Annotated in this window: 18 protein-coding genes; 7 read left to right on the top strand and 11 right to left on the bottom strand. The window is 63.3% G+C overall.

From position 1 onward, the window contains the following. Nucleotides 1-2: 2 nt before the first annotated feature. From FJ941_RS13800 to FJ941_RS13810, 3 genes are read left to right on the top strand one after another with little or no spacing between them, the layout of a single operon-like run. The gene (locus FJ941_RS13800; RefSeq protein WP_140506320.1) at nt 3-932 is read left to right on the top strand and encodes a 3-keto-5-aminohexanoate cleavage protein; all 930 of its coding nucleotides are present in this window, start codon (nt 3-5) and stop codon (nt 930-932) included. Nucleotides 933-946: 14 nt separating this feature from the next. Then, nucleotides 947-1,453: a GNAT family N-acetyltransferase gene (locus tag FJ941_RS13805; RefSeq protein ID WP_140506322.1), complete on the top strand. Its 507-nt coding sequence runs from the start codon at nt 947-949 to the stop codon at nt 1,451-1,453. Beyond that, on the top strand, nt 1,450-2,478 hold the full coding sequence (locus FJ941_RS13810) for a histone deacetylase family protein (RefSeq protein WP_140506324.1): 1,029 nt from the start codon (nt 1,450-1,452) through the stop codon (nt 2,476-2,478). Before FJ941_RS13805 ends, FJ941_RS13810 begins: the two co-directional genes overlap by 4 nt. Before the next feature lie 15 nt (nt 2,479-2,493). On the opposite strand, the gene FJ941_RS13815 is transcribed toward FJ941_RS13810, so the two are convergent. The 3 genes from FJ941_RS13815 to FJ941_RS13825 all read right to left on the bottom strand — a co-directional run bounded on the left by FJ941_RS13815 (nt 2,494) and on the right by FJ941_RS13825 (nt 5,459). Beyond that, a complete protein-coding gene (locus FJ941_RS13815; RefSeq protein ID WP_181169799.1) occupies nt 2,494-3,762 on the bottom strand; it encodes a cysteine desulfurase-like protein in 1,269 nt (422 codons plus the stop codon). A 48-nt stretch (nt 3,763-3,810) separates the two neighbouring features. Continuing rightward, the gene (locus tag FJ941_RS13820; RefSeq protein ID WP_140506327.1) at nt 3,811-4,878 is read right to left on the bottom strand and encodes an aldo/keto reductase; all 1,068 of its coding nucleotides are present in this window, start codon (nt 4,876-4,878) and stop codon (nt 3,811-3,813) included. 119 nt (nt 4,879-4,997) lie between these two features. Beyond that, nucleotides 4,998-5,459, bottom strand: a complete 462-nt coding sequence (locus FJ941_RS13825) for a hypothetical protein (protein WP_140506329.1) — start codon at nt 5,457-5,459, stop codon at nt 4,998-5,000. A 250-nt stretch (nt 5,460-5,709) separates the two neighbouring features. Between FJ941_RS13825 and FJ941_RS13830 the strand changes: the two genes are divergently transcribed. Then, nucleotides 5,710-5,874, top strand: a complete 165-nt coding sequence (locus FJ941_RS13830) for a hypothetical protein (RefSeq protein WP_140506331.1) — start codon at nt 5,710-5,712, stop codon at nt 5,872-5,874. A 44-nt stretch (nt 5,875-5,918) separates the two neighbouring features. Here the strand turns inward: FJ941_RS13830 and FJ941_RS13835 are convergent, their stop codons facing one another. Continuing rightward, nucleotides 5,919-6,425, bottom strand: a complete 507-nt coding sequence (locus FJ941_RS13835; RefSeq protein WP_140506332.1) for a DUF1993 family protein — start codon at nt 6,423-6,425, stop codon at nt 5,919-5,921. A gap of 140 nt (nt 6,426-6,565) precedes the next feature. Here FJ941_RS13835 and FJ941_RS13840 point away from each other — a divergent pair, with 140 nt between their 5' ends. Continuing rightward, entirely contained in the window at nt 6,566-7,615 is a 1,050-nt protein-coding gene (locus FJ941_RS13840) for a DUF1176 domain-containing protein (RefSeq protein ID WP_140506334.1), read from the top strand. A 20-nt stretch (nt 7,616-7,635) separates the two neighbouring features. Here the strand turns inward: FJ941_RS13840 and FJ941_RS13845 are convergent, their stop codons facing one another. From FJ941_RS13845 to FJ941_RS13875, 7 genes are read right to left on the bottom strand one after another with little or no spacing between them, the layout of a single operon-like run. Next, on the bottom strand, nt 7,636-8,544 hold the full coding sequence (locus FJ941_RS13845; RefSeq protein WP_181169801.1) for an alpha/beta fold hydrolase: 909 nt from the start codon (nt 8,542-8,544) through the stop codon (nt 7,636-7,638). Nucleotides 8,545-8,577: 33 nt separating this feature from the next. Next, nucleotides 8,578-10,188, bottom strand: coding sequence for a molybdopterin-binding/glycosyltransferase family 2 protein (locus tag FJ941_RS13850; RefSeq protein ID WP_140506336.1), 1,611 nt, complete (start codon nt 10,186-10,188; stop codon nt 8,578-8,580). Further along, nucleotides 10,185-10,889 (bottom strand): XdhC family protein, encoded by a 705-nt coding sequence (locus FJ941_RS13855; RefSeq protein WP_140506337.1) that lies wholly within the window; start codon nt 10,887-10,889, stop codon nt 10,185-10,187. The genes FJ941_RS13850 and FJ941_RS13855 overlap by 4 nt, the downstream gene beginning before the upstream one ends. Before the next feature lie 6 nt (nt 10,890-10,895). After that, entirely contained in the window at nt 10,896-11,234 is a 339-nt protein-coding gene (locus FJ941_RS13860) for an XdhC family protein (protein WP_140506339.1), read from the bottom strand. A gap of 49 nt (nt 11,235-11,283) precedes the next feature. After that, nucleotides 11,284-12,534, bottom strand: coding sequence for a VWA domain-containing protein (locus tag FJ941_RS13865; RefSeq protein ID WP_140506340.1), 1,251 nt, complete (start codon nt 12,532-12,534; stop codon nt 11,284-11,286). Between the two features lie 4 nt (nt 12,535-12,538). Next, nucleotides 12,539-13,468, bottom strand: a complete 930-nt coding sequence (locus FJ941_RS13870) for a MoxR family ATPase (protein ID WP_140506342.1) — start codon at nt 13,466-13,468, stop codon at nt 12,539-12,541. Continuing rightward, nucleotides 13,465-13,992: a flavin reductase gene (locus FJ941_RS13875; protein WP_140506344.1), complete on the bottom strand. Its 528-nt coding sequence runs from the start codon at nt 13,990-13,992 to the stop codon at nt 13,465-13,467. The genes FJ941_RS13870 and FJ941_RS13875 overlap by 4 nt, the downstream gene beginning before the upstream one ends. 173 nt (nt 13,993-14,165) lie before the next feature. On the opposite strand from FJ941_RS13875, the gene FJ941_RS13880 reads away from it, so the two are divergent. Then, the gene (locus FJ941_RS13880; RefSeq protein ID WP_140506346.1) at nt 14,166-15,239 is read left to right on the top strand and encodes an ABC transporter substrate-binding protein; all 1,074 of its coding nucleotides are present in this window, start codon (nt 14,166-14,168) and stop codon (nt 15,237-15,239) included. Beyond that, complete coding sequence (locus FJ941_RS13885; protein ID WP_140506347.1) at nt 15,239-16,264, top strand: P1 family peptidase; 1,026 nt, start codon at nt 15,239-15,241, stop codon at nt 16,262-16,264. Before FJ941_RS13880 ends, FJ941_RS13885 begins: the two co-directional genes overlap by 1 nt. The last annotated feature ends 6 nt before the right edge of the window (nt 16,265-16,270 follow it).

Below are 16,270 nucleotides of genomic sequence, written 5' to 3' on the forward strand. Positions count from 1 at the left end.
AAATGGCACCGCGTAAAGTCATCATCACCTGCGCCGTCACCGGTTCGGTGCACACGCCGTCGATGTCGCCCTATTTGCCGGTGACGCCGGACCAGATTGCCGCGGACGCCATCGCGGCGGCCGAGGCCGGCGCCTCGATCCTGCATCTGCATGCCCGCGACCCAAAAGACGGGCGGCCGACCGCCGATCCCGATGTGTTCATGCAGTTCCTGCCGCGCATCAAGCAGGCGACCGATGCGGTGATCAACATCACCACCGGCGGCTCCTCGCTGATGACGCTCGACCAGCGGCTCGCGGCACCGCTGCGGGCTGAACCTGAAATGTGCTCGCTGAACATGGGCTCGATGAATTTCGCGCTGTTCCCGATGCTCGAAAAGCCAAGGGAATGGCAGCACGAATGGGAGCCGCAGCTGCTCGAAGCCACGCGCGACGCCATCTTCAAGAACACCTTCGCCGACATGGAGGGTGTTCTCGAGCGGCTGGGCAAAGGCTGCGGCACCCGCTTCGAGTTCGAGTGCTACGATGTCGGCCACCTCTATTCGCTGGCGCATTTCCGCGACCGGGGGCTTGTGTCAGGGCCGCTGTTCATCCAGTTCGTGCTGGGCATCCTGGGCGGCATCGGCGCCGATCCGGACAACCTCATCCATATGAAGCGCATCGCCGACAAATTGTTCTGCGACAGCTACCAGTTCTCGGTGCTCGCCGCTGGGCGCAACCAGATGCCGCTGATCTCGATTGCCGCCGCGATGGGCGGCAATGTGCGCGTCGGGCTGGAAGACAGCCTCTATGATGGCCGCCAGCTGGCGAAATCCAACGCCGACCAGGTGCGCCGCATCCGTGGCATTCTTGACGGGCTTTCGCTGGAGGTTGCCACACCCGCGGAAGCGCGCGACATGCTGGCGCTCAAGGGCGGTGACCGGGTGGCGTTTTGACGAGGACAGCGCCTATGATGAGTGCGATCCTCCTCCGCCCCGGCACCATCGATGATGTCGAAACCATCCACGCGGCGATCCTGAAGCTTGGCAGCCATATCGGTGCGCCGGAGGAAATCATCGCGACGGCGGACGATCTCAGAATCTGGGGCTTCGGCGAAAGGCCCGCCTTCTCGACTCTGATCGCCGAAGTCGATGGCGAATTCGCCGGACTTTGCCTGCATTTCCCGATCTTCTCGACATGGATGGGCCGGCCTGGCGTCTATGTGCAGGACCTCTATGTCGAGGATCAGTTCCGTGGCCGCAAGATCGGCGAGCGCCTGCTGCGGCGCGTGGCGGCCGAGTGCCGCAAGCATGGCGGGGTCTATCTCAGGTTGTCCGTCGATACCGACAATGAGGGCGCCAAGGCCTTTTACGAGAGGCTGGGCATTGCCTGGTCGAGTTACGAGCAGACGCAAAAAATTATCGGCGAGGCCTTTTTCGCCTTCGCCGACCCGCCGGAAAATGGGGAGCAGGAATGAAAGCCTTCTACGCGCAGGAGCAGAAGCGGCACGACCCCAAGGCCTTTCTTTCCAGCGGCGCGGCGCAGCCGAACCCGGAAAAACCGGAACGCGTCGAAAGATTGTTAGCCGGCGCAAAGTCAGCCAGCTACACGATCGAGCGGCCGCGCGATCACGGCCTCGGCCCGGTCTCGGCGGTGCACACACCCGAATATCTCGACTTCCTCGAACATATTTTCGAACGCTGGCAGCGCATCGCTGGCGCATCGGCCGAGGTCATCCCCAACATCCACCCGTTCGCCCGCAACGGCTCCTATCCGGCCTCCGCCGTCGGCCAGGCCGGATATCACATGGCCGACACCGCTTGCCCAATCTCAGGCGAGACATGGCAAAGTGCACTGTGGAGCGCCTGGAGCGCGGTCGAGGCGGCGGAAACGGTGATGGCAGGCGCTTCCGGCGCCTATGCATTGTGCCGCCCGCCCGGCCACCACGCCTTTGCCGATGTCGCCGGCGGCTTCTGCTTCATCAACAACTCAGCCGTTGCGGCACAAATACTGCGCAAACAGGCGGCCCGCGTGGCGATCCTTGATGTCGACCTGCATCACGGCAACGGGACGCAAGGCATTTTTTATGCGCGACCTGATGTGCTGACGGTGTCGCTGCATGCCGATCCGGTGCGGTTCTATCCGTTCTTCTGGGGCCACGCCCACGAGCGCGGTGAAGGTCCGGGACTTGGCTACAATTTCAACCTGCCGCTGCCGCGGAAATCCGCGGATGCGGCGTTTTTGGAAGCGCTCGGCGTTGCGTTCCAGCGTATCCGCGCCTTCTCTCCCGATGCGCTGGTCGTGGCGCTCGGCCTCGACGCGTTCGAAGGCGATCCGTTCGGCGGGCTCTCGGTGACGACGCCGGGCTTTTCGCGCATCGGCGAGGCGATCGCCGGGCTTGGCCTGCCGACGGTCATCGTCCAGGAGGGCGGCTATCTCTGCGACGGGCTCGGCGACAATCTCACCGCCTTCCTCACCGGTTTTGGCGGCAAGGCGCGGTGACAATGCAAGCTCGCGTCAGGGGCGTTGCTGCCTGAGCATAGCAATCACCCGGTGAACGCTCTCAAGCGTCTCGTCGATTTCGGACGCCGTATTGTAGTGAGCGATGCCGATGCGCACGACGCCCTGCTCGGCAGGAATGCCGAGCTGGTGGACGATCTCCCAGGCATAGTTGTGGCCCGACCACAGGAAGATGTTTTCGGCGTTCATCTGCCTCACGATCGTTTCGGGCACTATGCCGTCCACGGTGAAGGAGACGGTCGGCACGCGATCGCCGAGCCGTTTCGGATCGGTGATGCCGTGGACGGACAGGCCTGAAATGTCGGATAGCCCATCGATCAGCCTTTGTGCCAGCGGGTTTTCATAGGCGATGGAGACTTCGAACGCCTTGGCAATCCTGCGCCTTCTCGACCCGTCCTCGCCGGCCGACGTGCCGAGTCCGGAAAAATAGTCGACCGCGGCGGTGAGCCCGGCCATCAGTTCGATCTGCGGCGTGCCGAGTTCGAAACGCTCTGGCAGTCCGTTCGAGGAACAGCGGCATTTATAGGCTTTCAGACCATCGATAACGTCGCGCCGGCCCCACAATATGCCCATATGCGGACCGAAGAATTTGTAGGCCGAGCAGATCAGAAAATCGCAGCCGAGCTCCTGCACGTCGATCAGGCCATGCGGCGCGAATTGCACGGCATCGACATAGACCAGCGCTCCGGCGTTTTTTGCAAGTTGGGTCAAGGATTTGACCCTGTTGATCGAGCCTGTGAGATTGCTGGCGTAGTTCAACGCTACCAGCCGAGTCTTCCCGGACAACAGACTTGCCAGCATCGCCTCCTCGACCCGCCAGGTCTTTTCGTCGAACGGCAGCCAGTGCACGACGAGGCCAAGGTCCTCGGCCAGTTGCAGCCAGGGCGACACATTGCCCTCATGGTCCATGCGGGTGAGGATGATTTCGTCACCGGGCTTCATCGTGCGGCCGAGCGTTCGCGACATATGATAGGTCAGCGTCGTCATGTTGGCGCCGATGATGATTTCCTGCGGGCTCGCCGCACCGAGGAAATCGGCCATCGCCTGATGCGCCTCGTCAACGACCTGCTGCGCCGCGATCGTCGTTTCAAAATGGCCGCCGAGATTGGCGTTGGTCGTGAGCAGGCAGCGCGACACCGCGTCGGCCACAGCCTGCGGCACCTGCGTGCCGGCAGGATTGTCGAGATAGATGCGGCGACGACCCTTGTCGGTCAGCGAGAGAGCGGGGAATTTTCCACGCACGGCCTCGATCGAGAAATCCACCATTGTCTCCATGCCTTTGCTGTTACTCGACAATTCCGCGCCCGGGATCGGTCACGGACAGGGATTGCCGACCCTCTGGTGAACGGTGTCCACCGCCTTCTGCATTTCTTCGGTCCAGACGACATCTACCGAGGACAGCGCCATTTCCAGTTGGGAAATGGTTGTCGCGCCGATGATGTTGGAGGTCACGAAGGGCCGGCTCGAAACATAGGCATTGGCAAACAGCGCCGGCTCCAGGCCGAAAGAGCGCGCCAGTTCATTGTATTCGAGTTGCGCTTCGGCGGCATTGGGCGTCTCGTAACGCTGACCGCGATTGAACAGTTGCGAGCGCGAGCCCTGCGGGCGGGCGCCGTGATCGTATTTGCCGGTCAGATAACCCTGTGCAAGCGGCGAATAGGCAAGCAGCGACACCCCTTCGCGCTCGCAAATCTCGGCGAGGTTCACCTCGAAGGTGCGGTTGACGAGGTTGTAGGCGTTCTGGATCGAGGCGACGCGCGGACCGATCTCTTTGCCGGCCTCTGCGAGGAAGCGCATCACGCCCCAGGAACTCTCGTTCGAAAGGCCGAAATGGCGGATTTTTCCTGCCTTCACCAGTTCCTCGAACACCGCGAGCGTCTCCGCGATCGGCGTTTCGCCGACTGGTGCGCCGACAGAATCGGCACGCCGCGCCACCGCCCCGATGCGCGTTGGGTTGGCACCCCAGGGGATGTCTCGTTCCGGCCAATGGATTTGATAAAGGTCGAGATAGTCCGTGCCGAGCTTGGCCAGCGACTTGTCGATGGCATCAAAGATATCGGCCCGCACCAATTGCGAGGGCCGGTCGCCGCGAAACCAGGCATTGGCCGTGCGACCGACAACCTTTGAGGCAAGGATCACCTTGTCGCGATTGCCCTTGGCCTTCATCCAGCTGCCAATGATCTTCTCGGTCCGCCCTTGCGTCTCCGCCTTGGGCGGGATCGGATAGAGTTCGGCGGTATCGATGAAATTGACGCCATGCGAGAAGGCCAGGTCCATCTGGGCATGGCCCTCGGCCTCGGTGTTTTGCTGGCCCCAGGTCATCGAACCGAGGCAAATCTGGGTAACAAGAAGATCGGTCCGACCGAGACGGCGTTTGTGCATGGAATTCTGCTCCGGAGGGAATGTATGCGCGGCTGCGCGGAGAGGAATTCGCATCTTATAGGAAAAGCGGAGGCGCTCTCCAAGCCTAGCCGGGCCGACTTTTGCGTGAGCAGAGGCGGTTAGCGGCGTGCGGCGGCCACGGCGCGGCGCTTGGCCTCGTCGATCAGCATATTGGCGATCTGCATGCGGATCATGGCGCGCTGGCGCAAATGCGGCGCAACGCGGTCGGGATGATTGGCGAAAGCAAAGCTGCGGCGCATGCGACCGAAATCGGCAGCGTTCTTGGGCTGATCCAATCCCAGTTCGACCGCAATCGATTCAGGATCGATTGGCGGCAATTTTTCTTCCGGCTTCGGCTCTTCGCCAGCCAGGGCGAGCCTGGCCTGTTCAAGCAAGGCGGCAAATTCGCTGGCCAGATCGACACCAGCCTCGCGATATTCCGCGGCGGATACTTTGATGCGGCCGGAATGGAGTTCATCGGCGACCGAGAGATAGTCGAACGGGATGGAGGGGCGCGCGCCGGTCTCCTCGCCCTCGCTGCCGTCGCCTTTTTCGGAGGCAACGAAGAGGTCGTCGAGCAACGAAGCGAAATCACGCTTGGCGCTAGTAGCGATGTCAGCCTCCCCTTGCCTGACTGTCTGGATTACCGAGCATAGAACCGGCTCGTTAAAAATACATGCCACCGACTGGCGCGGCGCAGAAGTCTCATCGGGGCCGAAATAAAATTGTAAAAAATCATCCGGGCATGGCAGGCATGCAAATGCTGCAATGCACAATCTTCACGATTCACCTATACTGTCTGGCGTGGAGGACCAATCAGGAGCCTGAATCATGGGTTTCTTCACGGAAATGTTCGCCCGGCCGCGTCCGCAGGAACATCAGAGGTATCGCGCGGCGCTCGTGTTGCTTCATTCGATGAGCAATGCCGAGCGTGCCGACATCGGCGTCAAGCCCGCCGATTTCCCGCGCATCGCCCGCGAAATGTCCATCCGCTAAGCAGGTGCGAGATGCCCCGGATCGATCCAGGACATCTCGATTCCTCAACGCGATCCCAGGAACGTCGCCTTGCCAAGCGGCACGCCATTGTGGCGAAGGATGTCGTAGGCGGTGGTGAGGTGGAAATAGAAGTTGGGCATGGCCACATGCAGCAGATACTGCATGCCGCGCAATGTCGTTTCCCGGCCCGCCAGCTTCAACTCGATCATCCTGTCATCCGACCCGTCGATATCGGCGGCCGAAAAAGTCGCCAGATAGGCGACCGTCTTGGCGATCCTCGCTTCGAGTTCGGCAAAGCTTGCTTCATTGTCCTCGTATTTCGGCACTTCGCGGCCGGCCAGCCGTGACGGCGCGCCCTTGGCATGGTCGGTTGCGATCTGCACCTGCCGGGTCAGCGCGAACATGTCGGGCGCAAGCCGCGCCGTCAAAAACACCTGCGGGTCGATCTTGCGATCAAGCGCGTTCTGTTCGGCTGCCGCCAGCACACTGGAAAGTGCCTTCAGCCTGGCTGAAAACACGGGCACGGATGCCTCATACATCGATATCGTCACGTCAGATCTCCTGTCCGGCAGGAACACCGGCGGAAGGACGTAGCGCCCTTAACCGCGATTCTTCAAGCGGAAGCCGCACGGCGTCACCACGTCGCCGCAATCGCCATGGTAGAATCTTCGTTATCGAGCGGAGATTCCCGATGAGACGCGCCCTTCTCGCAGCGACTGCCCTTCTCTCCCTTGCCACGACAGGCCAGACGGCATTGGCCGCCAGCGATACACCCGAAGCGCCCTACGTCGATGATCGGTCGAGCGCGGATGCGGTCGTCCGCTCTCTCTACAGCGCCATCAACCGGCATGAATTCGCGCGCGCCTGGGGCTACTACGGCGATACAAAGCCGGCAAAGGATTTCGATACATTCGTCAAGGGCTATGACGGCACCGACAGGGTGGAGGTCAGGACTGGTCCGATTTCGGACGAGGGCGCGGCGGGCAGCATCTATTACAACGTCCCGGTCGCCATCCAGGCAACCGACAAGAAGGGCGAAGCGAAGGTTTTCGCCGGCTGCTACACGCTGCGCCAGGTCAATGCCCAGATCCAGGCGCCACCCTTCCAGCCGATCTTCATCGACAAGGGCGCGCTGAAGCCCTCCACCGCCGATCTCGACGAGGCGTTGCCGCCAAGCTGCGGCGACGGTCCGCCGCCGCCGAAGAAGGATACCGCGCTGGAACAGGCCAAGAAGGCCTTCCTCGCGACCTATGGCGACCAGTGCGACAAGGATCTTTTGGCCAATGAGCCGGAGGTCTTTTCGATCAAATACAAGGACAAGAATGCTCAGCCGGGCGACCCGGACAAGGAAACCCGCCTATTCCACTTCTCCTGCTCGGCCGCCGCCTACAATGAAAGCTCGGTCTATTACATGACCGACGAGGTGGACGGTGTCAGGCAATTGCAGTTCGCCGAACCTCAGACCGATATACGCTACGAGAATAATGACAGCGAAGGCAAGCTGTTGAGTGTAACGGTAATCGGCTTCCAGACCACAGGATGGGCGGTCAATTCCGACTATGACCAGGACGCCCACACGATCACCACGTTCAACAAATGGCGCGGCGTCGGCGATGCTTCGGATGCCGGGACGTATCTGTTCCGCAACGGCGATTTTTCGCTGGTTCAGTATGACGTCGACGCGTCCTATGACGGCGAGGAGAATCCGCAGACCATTGTCGACTACAACACCGCACCTTAGAGCGGTCCACACATTGGCCTTTACGGCGCCTTCGACAGCATCCAGTTGAGCGTGCCGCGCCAGTCGACCATGCGGATCGGCGTGCCGTGGGTACCGGTTTCGAAGCGGACGAAGCGGGTCGGATAGGTTTTTGATTTCGCAAGGATGGAGCGGAAGAACGCTTCCTGGCTGGCCACGGGAAAGACCACGTCATGGCTGCCCTGGCCGAAGAACACTGGCACGCGACGCTTAAAGGCGGGACTTGCGAGAAAGCCCTCGTCCCACAGCGATCCGAGCAGCAGCAGTCCATTCACGCGGCCGCCAGTATCCTTGCGTGCGGCAAGCTTCCAGCACAGCGCTCCACCCATCGAGCCGCAGGCGACGAAGATTTTCGCGCCCGGGGACTGTTCGGCATAGTGATCGATCAGGGCCGCGACCTGTGCTGCGCCCTTGTCGCCGAAATCAGGAAAATCCGGAGAGATGTAGAGCCCGCCATTGCCGGCCATCAGGTTCTTGAGGCGGTTGAAATTGCCACCGAAGGTGAAGTCGTCGACGCCTTGCTTACGGCTGCCGCCCTGCCCGTGCAGATAGAGCACGATGACGGCGGCCCCTTGCGTCTTGCCGACGGCGACATACCTGACATCGCCAGCGTCCGTCTTCAGCAGCAGATCCTGCTGTACCTTGCGCACGCCGGTGTCGGTGTACTGGGCATGCACGCGCTTTTCCGGCACCTCGTCGCGCTGGTTGATGTCGCGCATCTCACGGTAGTCGAGGACCGTGTAGGCGCCGTTGCTGTCGGATGAGAGCGTCGCCGGATAGGCGAAGACATCGTCCTTGAACGGTTTTAGCGTGAGAGCGTCAGCGTGAGCAGCGATCGGAAATATGATTGCAGCCAGAAAGGCCAGGAAAGCGCGAGATAAGCGGCGGCGAAGCAAGATGGGGAATGCCATACAGAAAGGCATGCGGAATACAGGCCGGGTTTGTCAATCCTGCAGCACGCCGCCTGCGCTTTCCAGCGCCTCTCGGGTGTCGACGTCGACGGATGCGCCCTCGCCGATCTCGACATCGATGACATCGAGCCCCTCGGCCTCGACCAGATGGCGTGCGCCGGTGTCGCCTTCGAGATGGGCGAGGGCCGCGAACAGCGAACGCGGCAGGAGCACCGGATTGCCGCGTTTGCCTTCATGCGAGGCGCGGACCACTGAGTTGCCGCCGGCCCGGCGGAAGGCATCGATGAGCCTGTCAAGGTCGTCGGACGCGACACCCGGCATGTCTCCCAGAACGATCATCGCACCAGCGATGTCCTCGGGGAGATAGGCAGTACCGGCCTTCAGCGAGGTCGACAGGCCATCGGCAAAATCGGGATTGTCGGCGAAGGTGACGTCGAGGCCCGACAATGCCGCGCGGACCCGCTCGCGCTGATGGCCGGTGACGACAATCGTGCCTGAAGCCTTCGAGGCGAGCGCGCGTTCGGTGGTGCGGCGCACCAGCGGTTGACCGTCGAACAGCGCCATCAGCTTGTTCGGCCCGCCCATGCGGCTCGACCGGCCCGCCGCCAGAAGCACGATCCCGACCTTGAGCCGGTTTTTGGCCGGCAGCGGCTCGCGCGGCTGCGGCCGCGTCGGTATCTCCATCAGCAGGCCGCCGACACCCATGCCGGCGATGTCGCGCGCGGTGACATCGAGGCCTGCAATCAACCGGTCGAGCACCCAGTCGAAGCCGTTTTCCTTGGGGCTGCGGGCGCAGCCAGGCGCGCCGATGACGCGCTTGCCGCCGAGTGTGCCGAGCACCAGCAGATTGCCGGGATCGACAGGCATGCCCGCGCGGATGACGGTACCGCCCGCCCTCTCGATCGCCGCCGGAATGACGTCGGCGAAATCGCTCATGGCTGAAGCCCCGAAGATCACCACCATGTCGTTGTCGCGCGCAAGCGCGATGGCGGCCTCGGCGACAGGGCCGATCTCATGCGGCGTGCGGCGCTCCGCCGTCAGCCTGCCGCCCGAGCGCGACAGCCGGGCTTCGGTGACGCGCAACGTCTTGTCGAGCACAGTTGGTTTGATCCCCGGCAGCACCGTCTGAATGACACCTACACGCACCGGCTGATAGGCGTTGACGGCAAAAATTTCGACGCCGGCGCAGATTTTCACCACGGCGTCGACCAACGCGGAAGAGACCGCGAAGGGAATGATCTTCACCGTCGCGACCATCTGGCCCTTTTCGACCGGCGCGTGCCGGGCCAGCGTGGCGATGGTGATGGCCGGATCGACGGCATTGATGGCGTCGATGACAGCGGCGTTGACCGTGAAGATACCAGCCGCCTTGGCGTGGAGATTGACCCGACCGGTGGCGGCAGGCTTCGCCTCGATGCCGCCAAAGGTCATGCTCTGCGCAATTCTTTGCGCCGCGGCGTCCTCGCCGAGATCGTCAGGGGTCAGCACGGCCGCGACGACCTGCAGGATACCCGCCCCTTTGAGTATGGAGACATCTTCGGCGCTCAGCCTGTGCGCCTTGCGAAACCGCTTTTCGCCCGCCGTGGTGGCATGCGCCAGCACCGCCCCCTCGGCGGCCTCGATTGGTATCGGACCAAATTTCACGCCGCCGCGCCCTTCACATCGAGACCGCGCGAGCGGAAGGCAAGGATGGTCTGCGCGAGAATGGCGACGGCGATCTCGGCGGGGCTTGCCGCCCCGATGTCCAGCCCGATCGGCGCGTGGATACGCGCGATCTGGTCGGCACTCGCGCCTAGCGCCAGCAGGCGCTCGACGCGCTTGGCATGCGTCTTGCGGCTGCCAAGTGCCCCGACATAGAAGCAGTTGGCGTCGAGTGCCGCCTTCAGCGCGAAATCATCGATCTTCGGGTCATGGGTGACAGCGGCGAGCGCGGTGTAACTGTCGAGCGGCTGGCGCTCCAGCACATCCTGCGGCCAGTCGGCATGCAAGGCGACGTCGGGAAACCGGTCCGATGTGGCGAAGGCGGTCCGCGGATCGATGATCTCCAGGGGATAGCCGGCGATCCGGGCCATCGGCGCGAGCGCCTGGCTGATATGGACGGCGCCGATCACCACCATGCGCGGCTGCGGCAGATGCGCATTGAGAAAAAATGTCCGACCTTCCGCCTCGACGGAGCCGGAATCGCCGGATCGAAACGCCTTGGCGATCGCCGCTCCGAGATCGCCGGCGACCTGATCGCCCTCCCGCACGATACGATCGCGACCATCACCGAGATCGGTGACGAGGATCGCCGCGCGGCGGGCGCGTCGTTCGGCATTGAGCGTCTTCAGCGCGTAGGGATCCATCCGAGGTCAGCCCAATCGCTCAACATAAACCTTGATACGGCCGCCACAGGACAGGCCCACCTGCCAGGCCGTCTCATCGGCCACACCGAACTCCAGCATCTTGGCCTTGCCGGAGCCGATGACGTCGACCGCCTCGGTCACGACGGCGCCCTCGACGCACCCACCCGAAACGGACCCGTGGAAATTGCCATCGGCATCGATGACAAGGTGGCTGCCGACCGGGCGTGGCGCCGAACCCCAGGTCTCGACCACGGTCGCGATAGCCACATCCTTGCCGTCCTTCATCCAGGTTTCCGCGATGATCAGCGGGTCGCGGGCCTCATCGAGATAAATGCTGTCGCTCATCGTTGCTTCTCTCAGGGTCTGTTTTTCCAGGGAACCAGGAAACATATGGCTATGCGGCGTGCCTCGCGCCAGCACCCATCCACCGCCGCGGATCGACCGAAAGCGCCGATTTCTTGTCGAGTGAGGCGCAGAGATCGGCGAGCGCTTCGAGATTGTGCACCGAGCGGAATTCGTCGACATGCGGCAGCATCGCCTTGACGCCTCGGGCGCGCGCCTGAAAACCATCGAAGCGCAACAACGGATTCAGCCATATCAGCCGCCGGCAGGATTTGTGCAGCCGCTCCATCTCTTCCGACAAGCCCATGACGTCGTCGCGCTCCAGCCCGTCGGTGATCAAAAGCACCATCGCGCCCTGTCCCAGCACGCGCCGCGACCATACAAGGTTGAACTCTGCCAGCGTATCGCCGATGCGCGTGCCGCCCGACCAGTCCTTGACCGCCGCCGAGCAGTCGGCAAGAGCGGCATCGGGATCGCGGTGGCGCATCTGCCGGGTCAAATTGGTCAGCCGCGTGCCGAAGACGAAAGTGTGCACGCGCCGGCGCTTTTCCGTCAGCGCATGCAGGAAATGCAGGAAGATGCGCGTGTACTGGCTCATCGAACCGGAAATGTCGGCCAGTACCACCAGCGGCGGGTGGGTTTCGCGGACCGAGCGGAATTTCGGCAGGATCAATTCACCGCCGGTGCGCGCCGCCGAGCGCATCATGGCGCGTGGATCGATGCGGCGGCCGTGCGCATCGGCCTTGAAGCGGCGGGTCCGCACCATGTCGAAAGGCAATCGCAGCTCGGCGATAGCCTTCCTGGCATCGGCCATCTCGGCTGCGTTCATCTGCGCGAAATCCTTGCCCCGCAACACCTCGTTGCCGGAAAAGGTGAAGCGGGCGTCGACTTCGATCTCAGGGACTTCCTGCGGTGATTGCTTTTTCTGGTGGCCTTCGAACATCGCCTGGCTGACGCGGTTTTCGGCCGCGCGCGGCTTCTGCTTCTGCCTGACGTCGGGGGCCACCGGCGAAAACATCGCCAGCAGCTTCTCGATCAGTTCGCGCGATTTCCAGAACAGCCTGAAGGCTTCGTCGAAGGTGGCATGATCCTCATGGCGCGATACCAGCACGGCGTGCAGCGTCCAGTAAAAATCATCGCGCGAGCCGATGCCGGCGACGAGCACCGCCTCGATCGCGTCCTTGACCGAGGCCGGCCCGACCCGCATGCCGGCCTTGCGCAAGGTGCGGGCGAAATAGACGATATTGTCGGCGATCCGCCCGTCCTCGGTCGCCTCTCTGGGGTCGGGACGCGACGCCTTCATTCCCCTACTCCGCCGCCGCGAGCTCGGCCTTGACCTCGTCGAGGATGCGCCGGCCCTCACCCGCACCGATGCGGGCAATGTCGTCCTGGTATTTCAGCAGCACGCCGATCGTGTCGGACACGGTCTCCGGATCGAGCGCCACCTTGTCGAGTTCAGTCAGTGCACCGGCCCAGTCTATGGTTTCGGCGACGCCAGGTACCTTGAACAGCTCGAGCTGGCGCAGCTTCTGGATGAAGGAGACCACTTCGGCCGAAAGCCGCTGGTTGGCCCGAGGCACCTTGCGGCGCACGATCTCCAGCTCGCGTTCCGTATTGGGATAGTCGACCCAGTGATAGAGGCAGCGCCGCTTCAGCGCGTCGTGGATCTCACGCGTGCGATTGGTGGTGATGATGACGATCGGCGGCTCTTCCGCCTTGATCGTGCCGAGTTCAGGCACCGTCACCTGGAAGTCGGAGAGGATCTCGAGCAGGAAGGCCTCGAACGCTTCGTCGGTGCGGTCGAGCTCGTCGATCAGGAAGACCGGGGCCGCGCCCGTCTTGCCGGTCAGCGCATCGAGCACCGGCCGGCGGATCAGGTATTTTTCCGAGAAGACGTTGCGCTCCATGGCGGAGCGCTCGACCTTGCCGGCAGCCTCCTCCATGCGGATTTCTATCATCTGCGCGGCGTAATTCCACTCATAGACGGCCGAGGAGACATCGAGCCCCTCATAGCATTGCAGGCGGATCAGCCGGCGGCCAAGCGCCTCGGCCAACACCTTGGCGATCTCGGTCTTGCCGACGCCGGCCTCCCCCTCGAGGAAAAGCGGCCGTTTCATGCGCAGCGACAGGAAAAGTACCGTTGCCAGCGACCGGTCCGCGACATAGTCCGCGCCGGTCAGGAGATCGAGCGTCTCATCGATCGTCCGCGGCACGGGGCGCGGTTTCAAGTCGCTCATTCTTTCTCCGTGGGTGCGGCCGCCCCACTTTCCAGGACGTGGTAGCCGCGCGCGTGGTAGATCAGCGGCCGCAAATTATCGCCCATGCGAAGGCCTGTCACCTTGCCAAAAAGCACACGATGGGTGGCCAGGTCCTTGGTGTCGATCAACTCGCAATCGAAAACGGCGAGCGCGCCCTTCAGCGTCGGCGCGCCGGTGGAAATCACGTCCCACTCGCCAAGCGCGAAACGCTCTTCGACCGGCAACCCAGTCATACCGGAGAATCCAATCGACAGCGGCTCCTGGTGCGAAGCCAGCGTGTTCAAGGCAAACCTGCCGTTCTTCACGAACGGCTCGTTTTTGGGGTTTTCACGGTTGAGGCAGACCAGGATGGTCGGCGGCGTGTCCGACACGGAACAAGCCGCGATCACCGTCGCGCCACGCTTGCCGGCGGGTCCGTCGGTGGTCACCACATGAACGTGACCGGCAAAATGGCTCATCGCGTCGCGATAGGCCTGCGGTCCAATATCGTTTATCTTCAGCACTGGAGATTTCCACAGCCAAAACCTGAACTGTTATATATGGCCAGACATCACATGCCACAAGCGAAGTGCTTGGCCCATATCCGGAATTCGCGTGTTGCACCAAGGCCGGACAGCCTTTAGGTCTTGGCGGGAATTGGCGCCCGCGCGCGGGCTTGGAGGGACGGTTCGACAGGATGCGATCCGGGGGAACGATATCCATCGCACTGGCCTGGCTGTTGCTGACCGGTGCCGCCGGCGCCCAGACGCTCACGATCGGCGTCGCCGCGCCCCTGTCGGGACCATCGGCCATCCTCGGCAAGCAGATCGAGGCCGGCGCCCGGCTCGCGGCAGAGGCGAACGGCATCCACTTCAAGACCGTGGATGACGCCTGCACCGGCAATGGCGGCGCCTTGGCGGCCAGCGAGTTCGTGGCAGCCAAGGTCAATGTCGTGATCGGCTTCCTCTGCACGGAGGCTATCGAAGCGGCGATGCCTGTCCTGAAGGACGCCAACATCCCGGTCATCACCATCGGCGTGCGAACCGAAAGCCTGACCGACCGCCGCGCCAAGACAGGCTGGCCGGTATATCGCTTGGGACCACGCGGCGACGATGAGCGCAACGCTGTCGCCTCTAACCTCACCCGGCTGTGGCGTGACGAACTGTTCGCCATCATCGATGACGGCACCATCTATGGCCGCGAGATCGCCGAGACACTTCGCGCGGCGGCCGAGCAGGCAGCGCTGAAACCGGTCTTCGTCGACACGTTCCGGCCGCAGCTCGACAACCAGATCGGCCTGGTGGGGCGGCTGAAAAAGGCCGGCGCCACGCATGTTTTTGCCGGCGGCGACGGCGACGACATCGCCATCATGGGGCGCGATGCCGCCCAGCTCCAGACGGGCATCGTCCTCGCCGGCGGCGAAAACCTGCGCACGCCGCCCGGCGACGTGCCTTATGCAACGGGCACCCTGATGATCGCGCCGCCCGAATGGGCCGATGTCGCGGACCCTAAAGTTCTGGAGAGCTTCTCCGCGCAAAAGATCGTGCCGGATGGCTACACCTTGCCGGCCTATGCGGCGGTCGAGATCGCCAAGGCGGCGACGGCGGACGCTGCTGGCTCCGGCAAACCACTGACCGATGCGCTCACCGGGCATGATTTCACGACGGCGATCGGGCCCGTCCGCTTCGACGCCAAGGGCGACCTCAACCAGAGCCCCTACCGTGTCTTCCGCTTCGACGGCACCCGGTTCGTGCCCTTGGAAAACAACTGATGTTCCGCACCGGTCCGCGCAATCTCATATCAGACGTTGCCGGCCTGCGCGTCGGCAATGCTTCCGATGCCAGGCTTAACTCCGGCGTGACGACCGTCCTTTGCGACGAGCCGGCGGTGGCGGGTGTGCAAATCCTTGGCGGCGCGCCTGGAACCCGCGAGACGGATCTGCTGGAACCGCACAATTCCGTGGAGACAATCCATGCGGTTGTGCTGTCGGGCGGTTCGGCCTTCGGCCTCGATGCTGCGTCCGGCGTGCAGGCCGCGCTACGCGAACGCGGCATCGGCTTCGAGGTGGGCGGCTTCCGGGTGCCGATCGTTCCGGCGGCGATCCTGTTCGACCTACGCAATGGCGGCGACAAGGACTGGGGCCGCTATCCGCCCTATCGCGACCTTGGCTACGAGTCGGTACAGGCAGCCGCCGTCGATTTCCAACTTGGCACGGCCGGCGCCGGTACCGGTGCACTGACGTCGGGGCTGAAGGGTGGCCTGGGTTCCGCCTCGACGTTGCTGGACAATGGCGTCACCATCGGCGCGCTGGCGGCCGTCAACCCAACCGGATCGGTCACCGTCGGCCGCACCCGCTATTTCTGGGCGGCGCCCTTCGAAATCGGCGATGAATTCGGCGGGCTCGGTTATCCCTCGCCCATGCCCGACGACGCAAAGCGGATCTTGCTGAAATACCGCGACAAGGATCACGGGCGGCAGATGGAAAGCGGCGGCAACACGACCATCGCCATCATCGCGACAGACGCGGTCCTCACCAAGGCCGCCGCGAAACGCCTGGCGATTTCGGCGCATGACGGCTTCGTGCGCGCCATCTGGCCGACGCACACGCCGGCCGACGGCGACCTGGTGTTCGCGCTGGCCACCGGCAGGAGCGGGGTCGAACTGACCGCCGACGCAGCGGTCGATCTCTATGCCGCGGCCGGCGCCACCATGGCGCGGGCCATCAGCCGTGGTGTGTTTGCCGCGACGCCAGCGGGCAACGATCTGTTTCCCGTCTGGTCGTCGCGCCTGGGCTAAAGCCTT

This window comes from Mesorhizobium sp. B2-3-13 (genome assembly GCF_006442195.1).
Taxonomy (GTDB): domain Bacteria; phylum Pseudomonadota; class Alphaproteobacteria; order Rhizobiales; family Rhizobiaceae; genus Mesorhizobium; species Mesorhizobium salmacidum.

What these genes read in the sequence shown, in the direction of transcription:
- FJ941_RS13800 (WP_140506320.1), top strand. Translation starts at nt 3, where the DNA reads ATGGCACCGCGTAAAGTCATCATCACCTGCGCCGTCACCGGTTCGGTG.
- FJ941_RS13805 (WP_140506322.1), top strand. Translation starts at nt 947, where the DNA reads ATGATGAGTGCGATCCTCCTCCGCCCCGGCACCATCGATGATGTCGAA.
- FJ941_RS13810 (WP_140506324.1), top strand. Translation starts at nt 1,450, where the DNA reads ATGAAAGCCTTCTACGCGCAGGAGCAGAAGCGGCACGACCCCAAGGCC.
- FJ941_RS13815 (WP_181169799.1), bottom strand. Translation starts at nt 3,762, where the DNA reads ATGGTGGATTTCTCGATCGAGGCCGTGCGTGGAAAATTCCCCGCTCTC.
- FJ941_RS13820 (WP_140506327.1), bottom strand. Translation starts at nt 4,878, where the DNA reads ATGCACAAACGCCGTCTCGGTCGGACCGATCTTCTTGTTACCCAGATT.
- FJ941_RS13830 (WP_140506331.1), top strand. Translation starts at nt 5,710, where the DNA reads ATGGGTTTCTTCACGGAAATGTTCGCCCGGCCGCGTCCGCAGGAACAT.
- FJ941_RS13840 (WP_140506334.1), top strand. Translation starts at nt 6,566, where the DNA reads ATGAGACGCGCCCTTCTCGCAGCGACTGCCCTTCTCTCCCTTGCCACG.
- FJ941_RS13845 (WP_181169801.1), bottom strand. Translation starts at nt 8,544, where the DNA reads ATGGCATTCCCCATCTTGCTTCGCCGCCGCTTATCTCGCGCTTTCCTG.
- FJ941_RS13855 (WP_140506337.1), bottom strand. Translation starts at nt 10,889, where the DNA reads ATGGATCCCTACGCGCTGAAGACGCTCAATGCCGAACGACGCGCCCGC.
- FJ941_RS13860 (WP_140506339.1), bottom strand. Translation starts at nt 11,234, where the DNA reads ATGAGCGACAGCATTTATCTCGATGAGGCCCGCGACCCGCTGATCATC.
- FJ941_RS13865 (WP_140506340.1), bottom strand. Translation starts at nt 12,534, where the DNA reads ATGAAGGCGTCGCGTCCCGACCCCAGAGAGGCGACCGAGGACGGGCGG.
- FJ941_RS13870 (WP_140506342.1), bottom strand. Translation starts at nt 13,468, where the DNA reads ATGAGCGACTTGAAACCGCGCCCCGTGCCGCGGACGATCGATGAGACG.
- FJ941_RS13880 (WP_140506346.1), top strand. Translation starts at nt 14,166, where the DNA reads ATGCGATCCGGGGGAACGATATCCATCGCACTGGCCTGGCTGTTGCTG.
- FJ941_RS13885 (WP_140506347.1), top strand. Translation starts at nt 15,239, where the DNA reads ATGTTCCGCACCGGTCCGCGCAATCTCATATCAGACGTTGCCGGCCTG.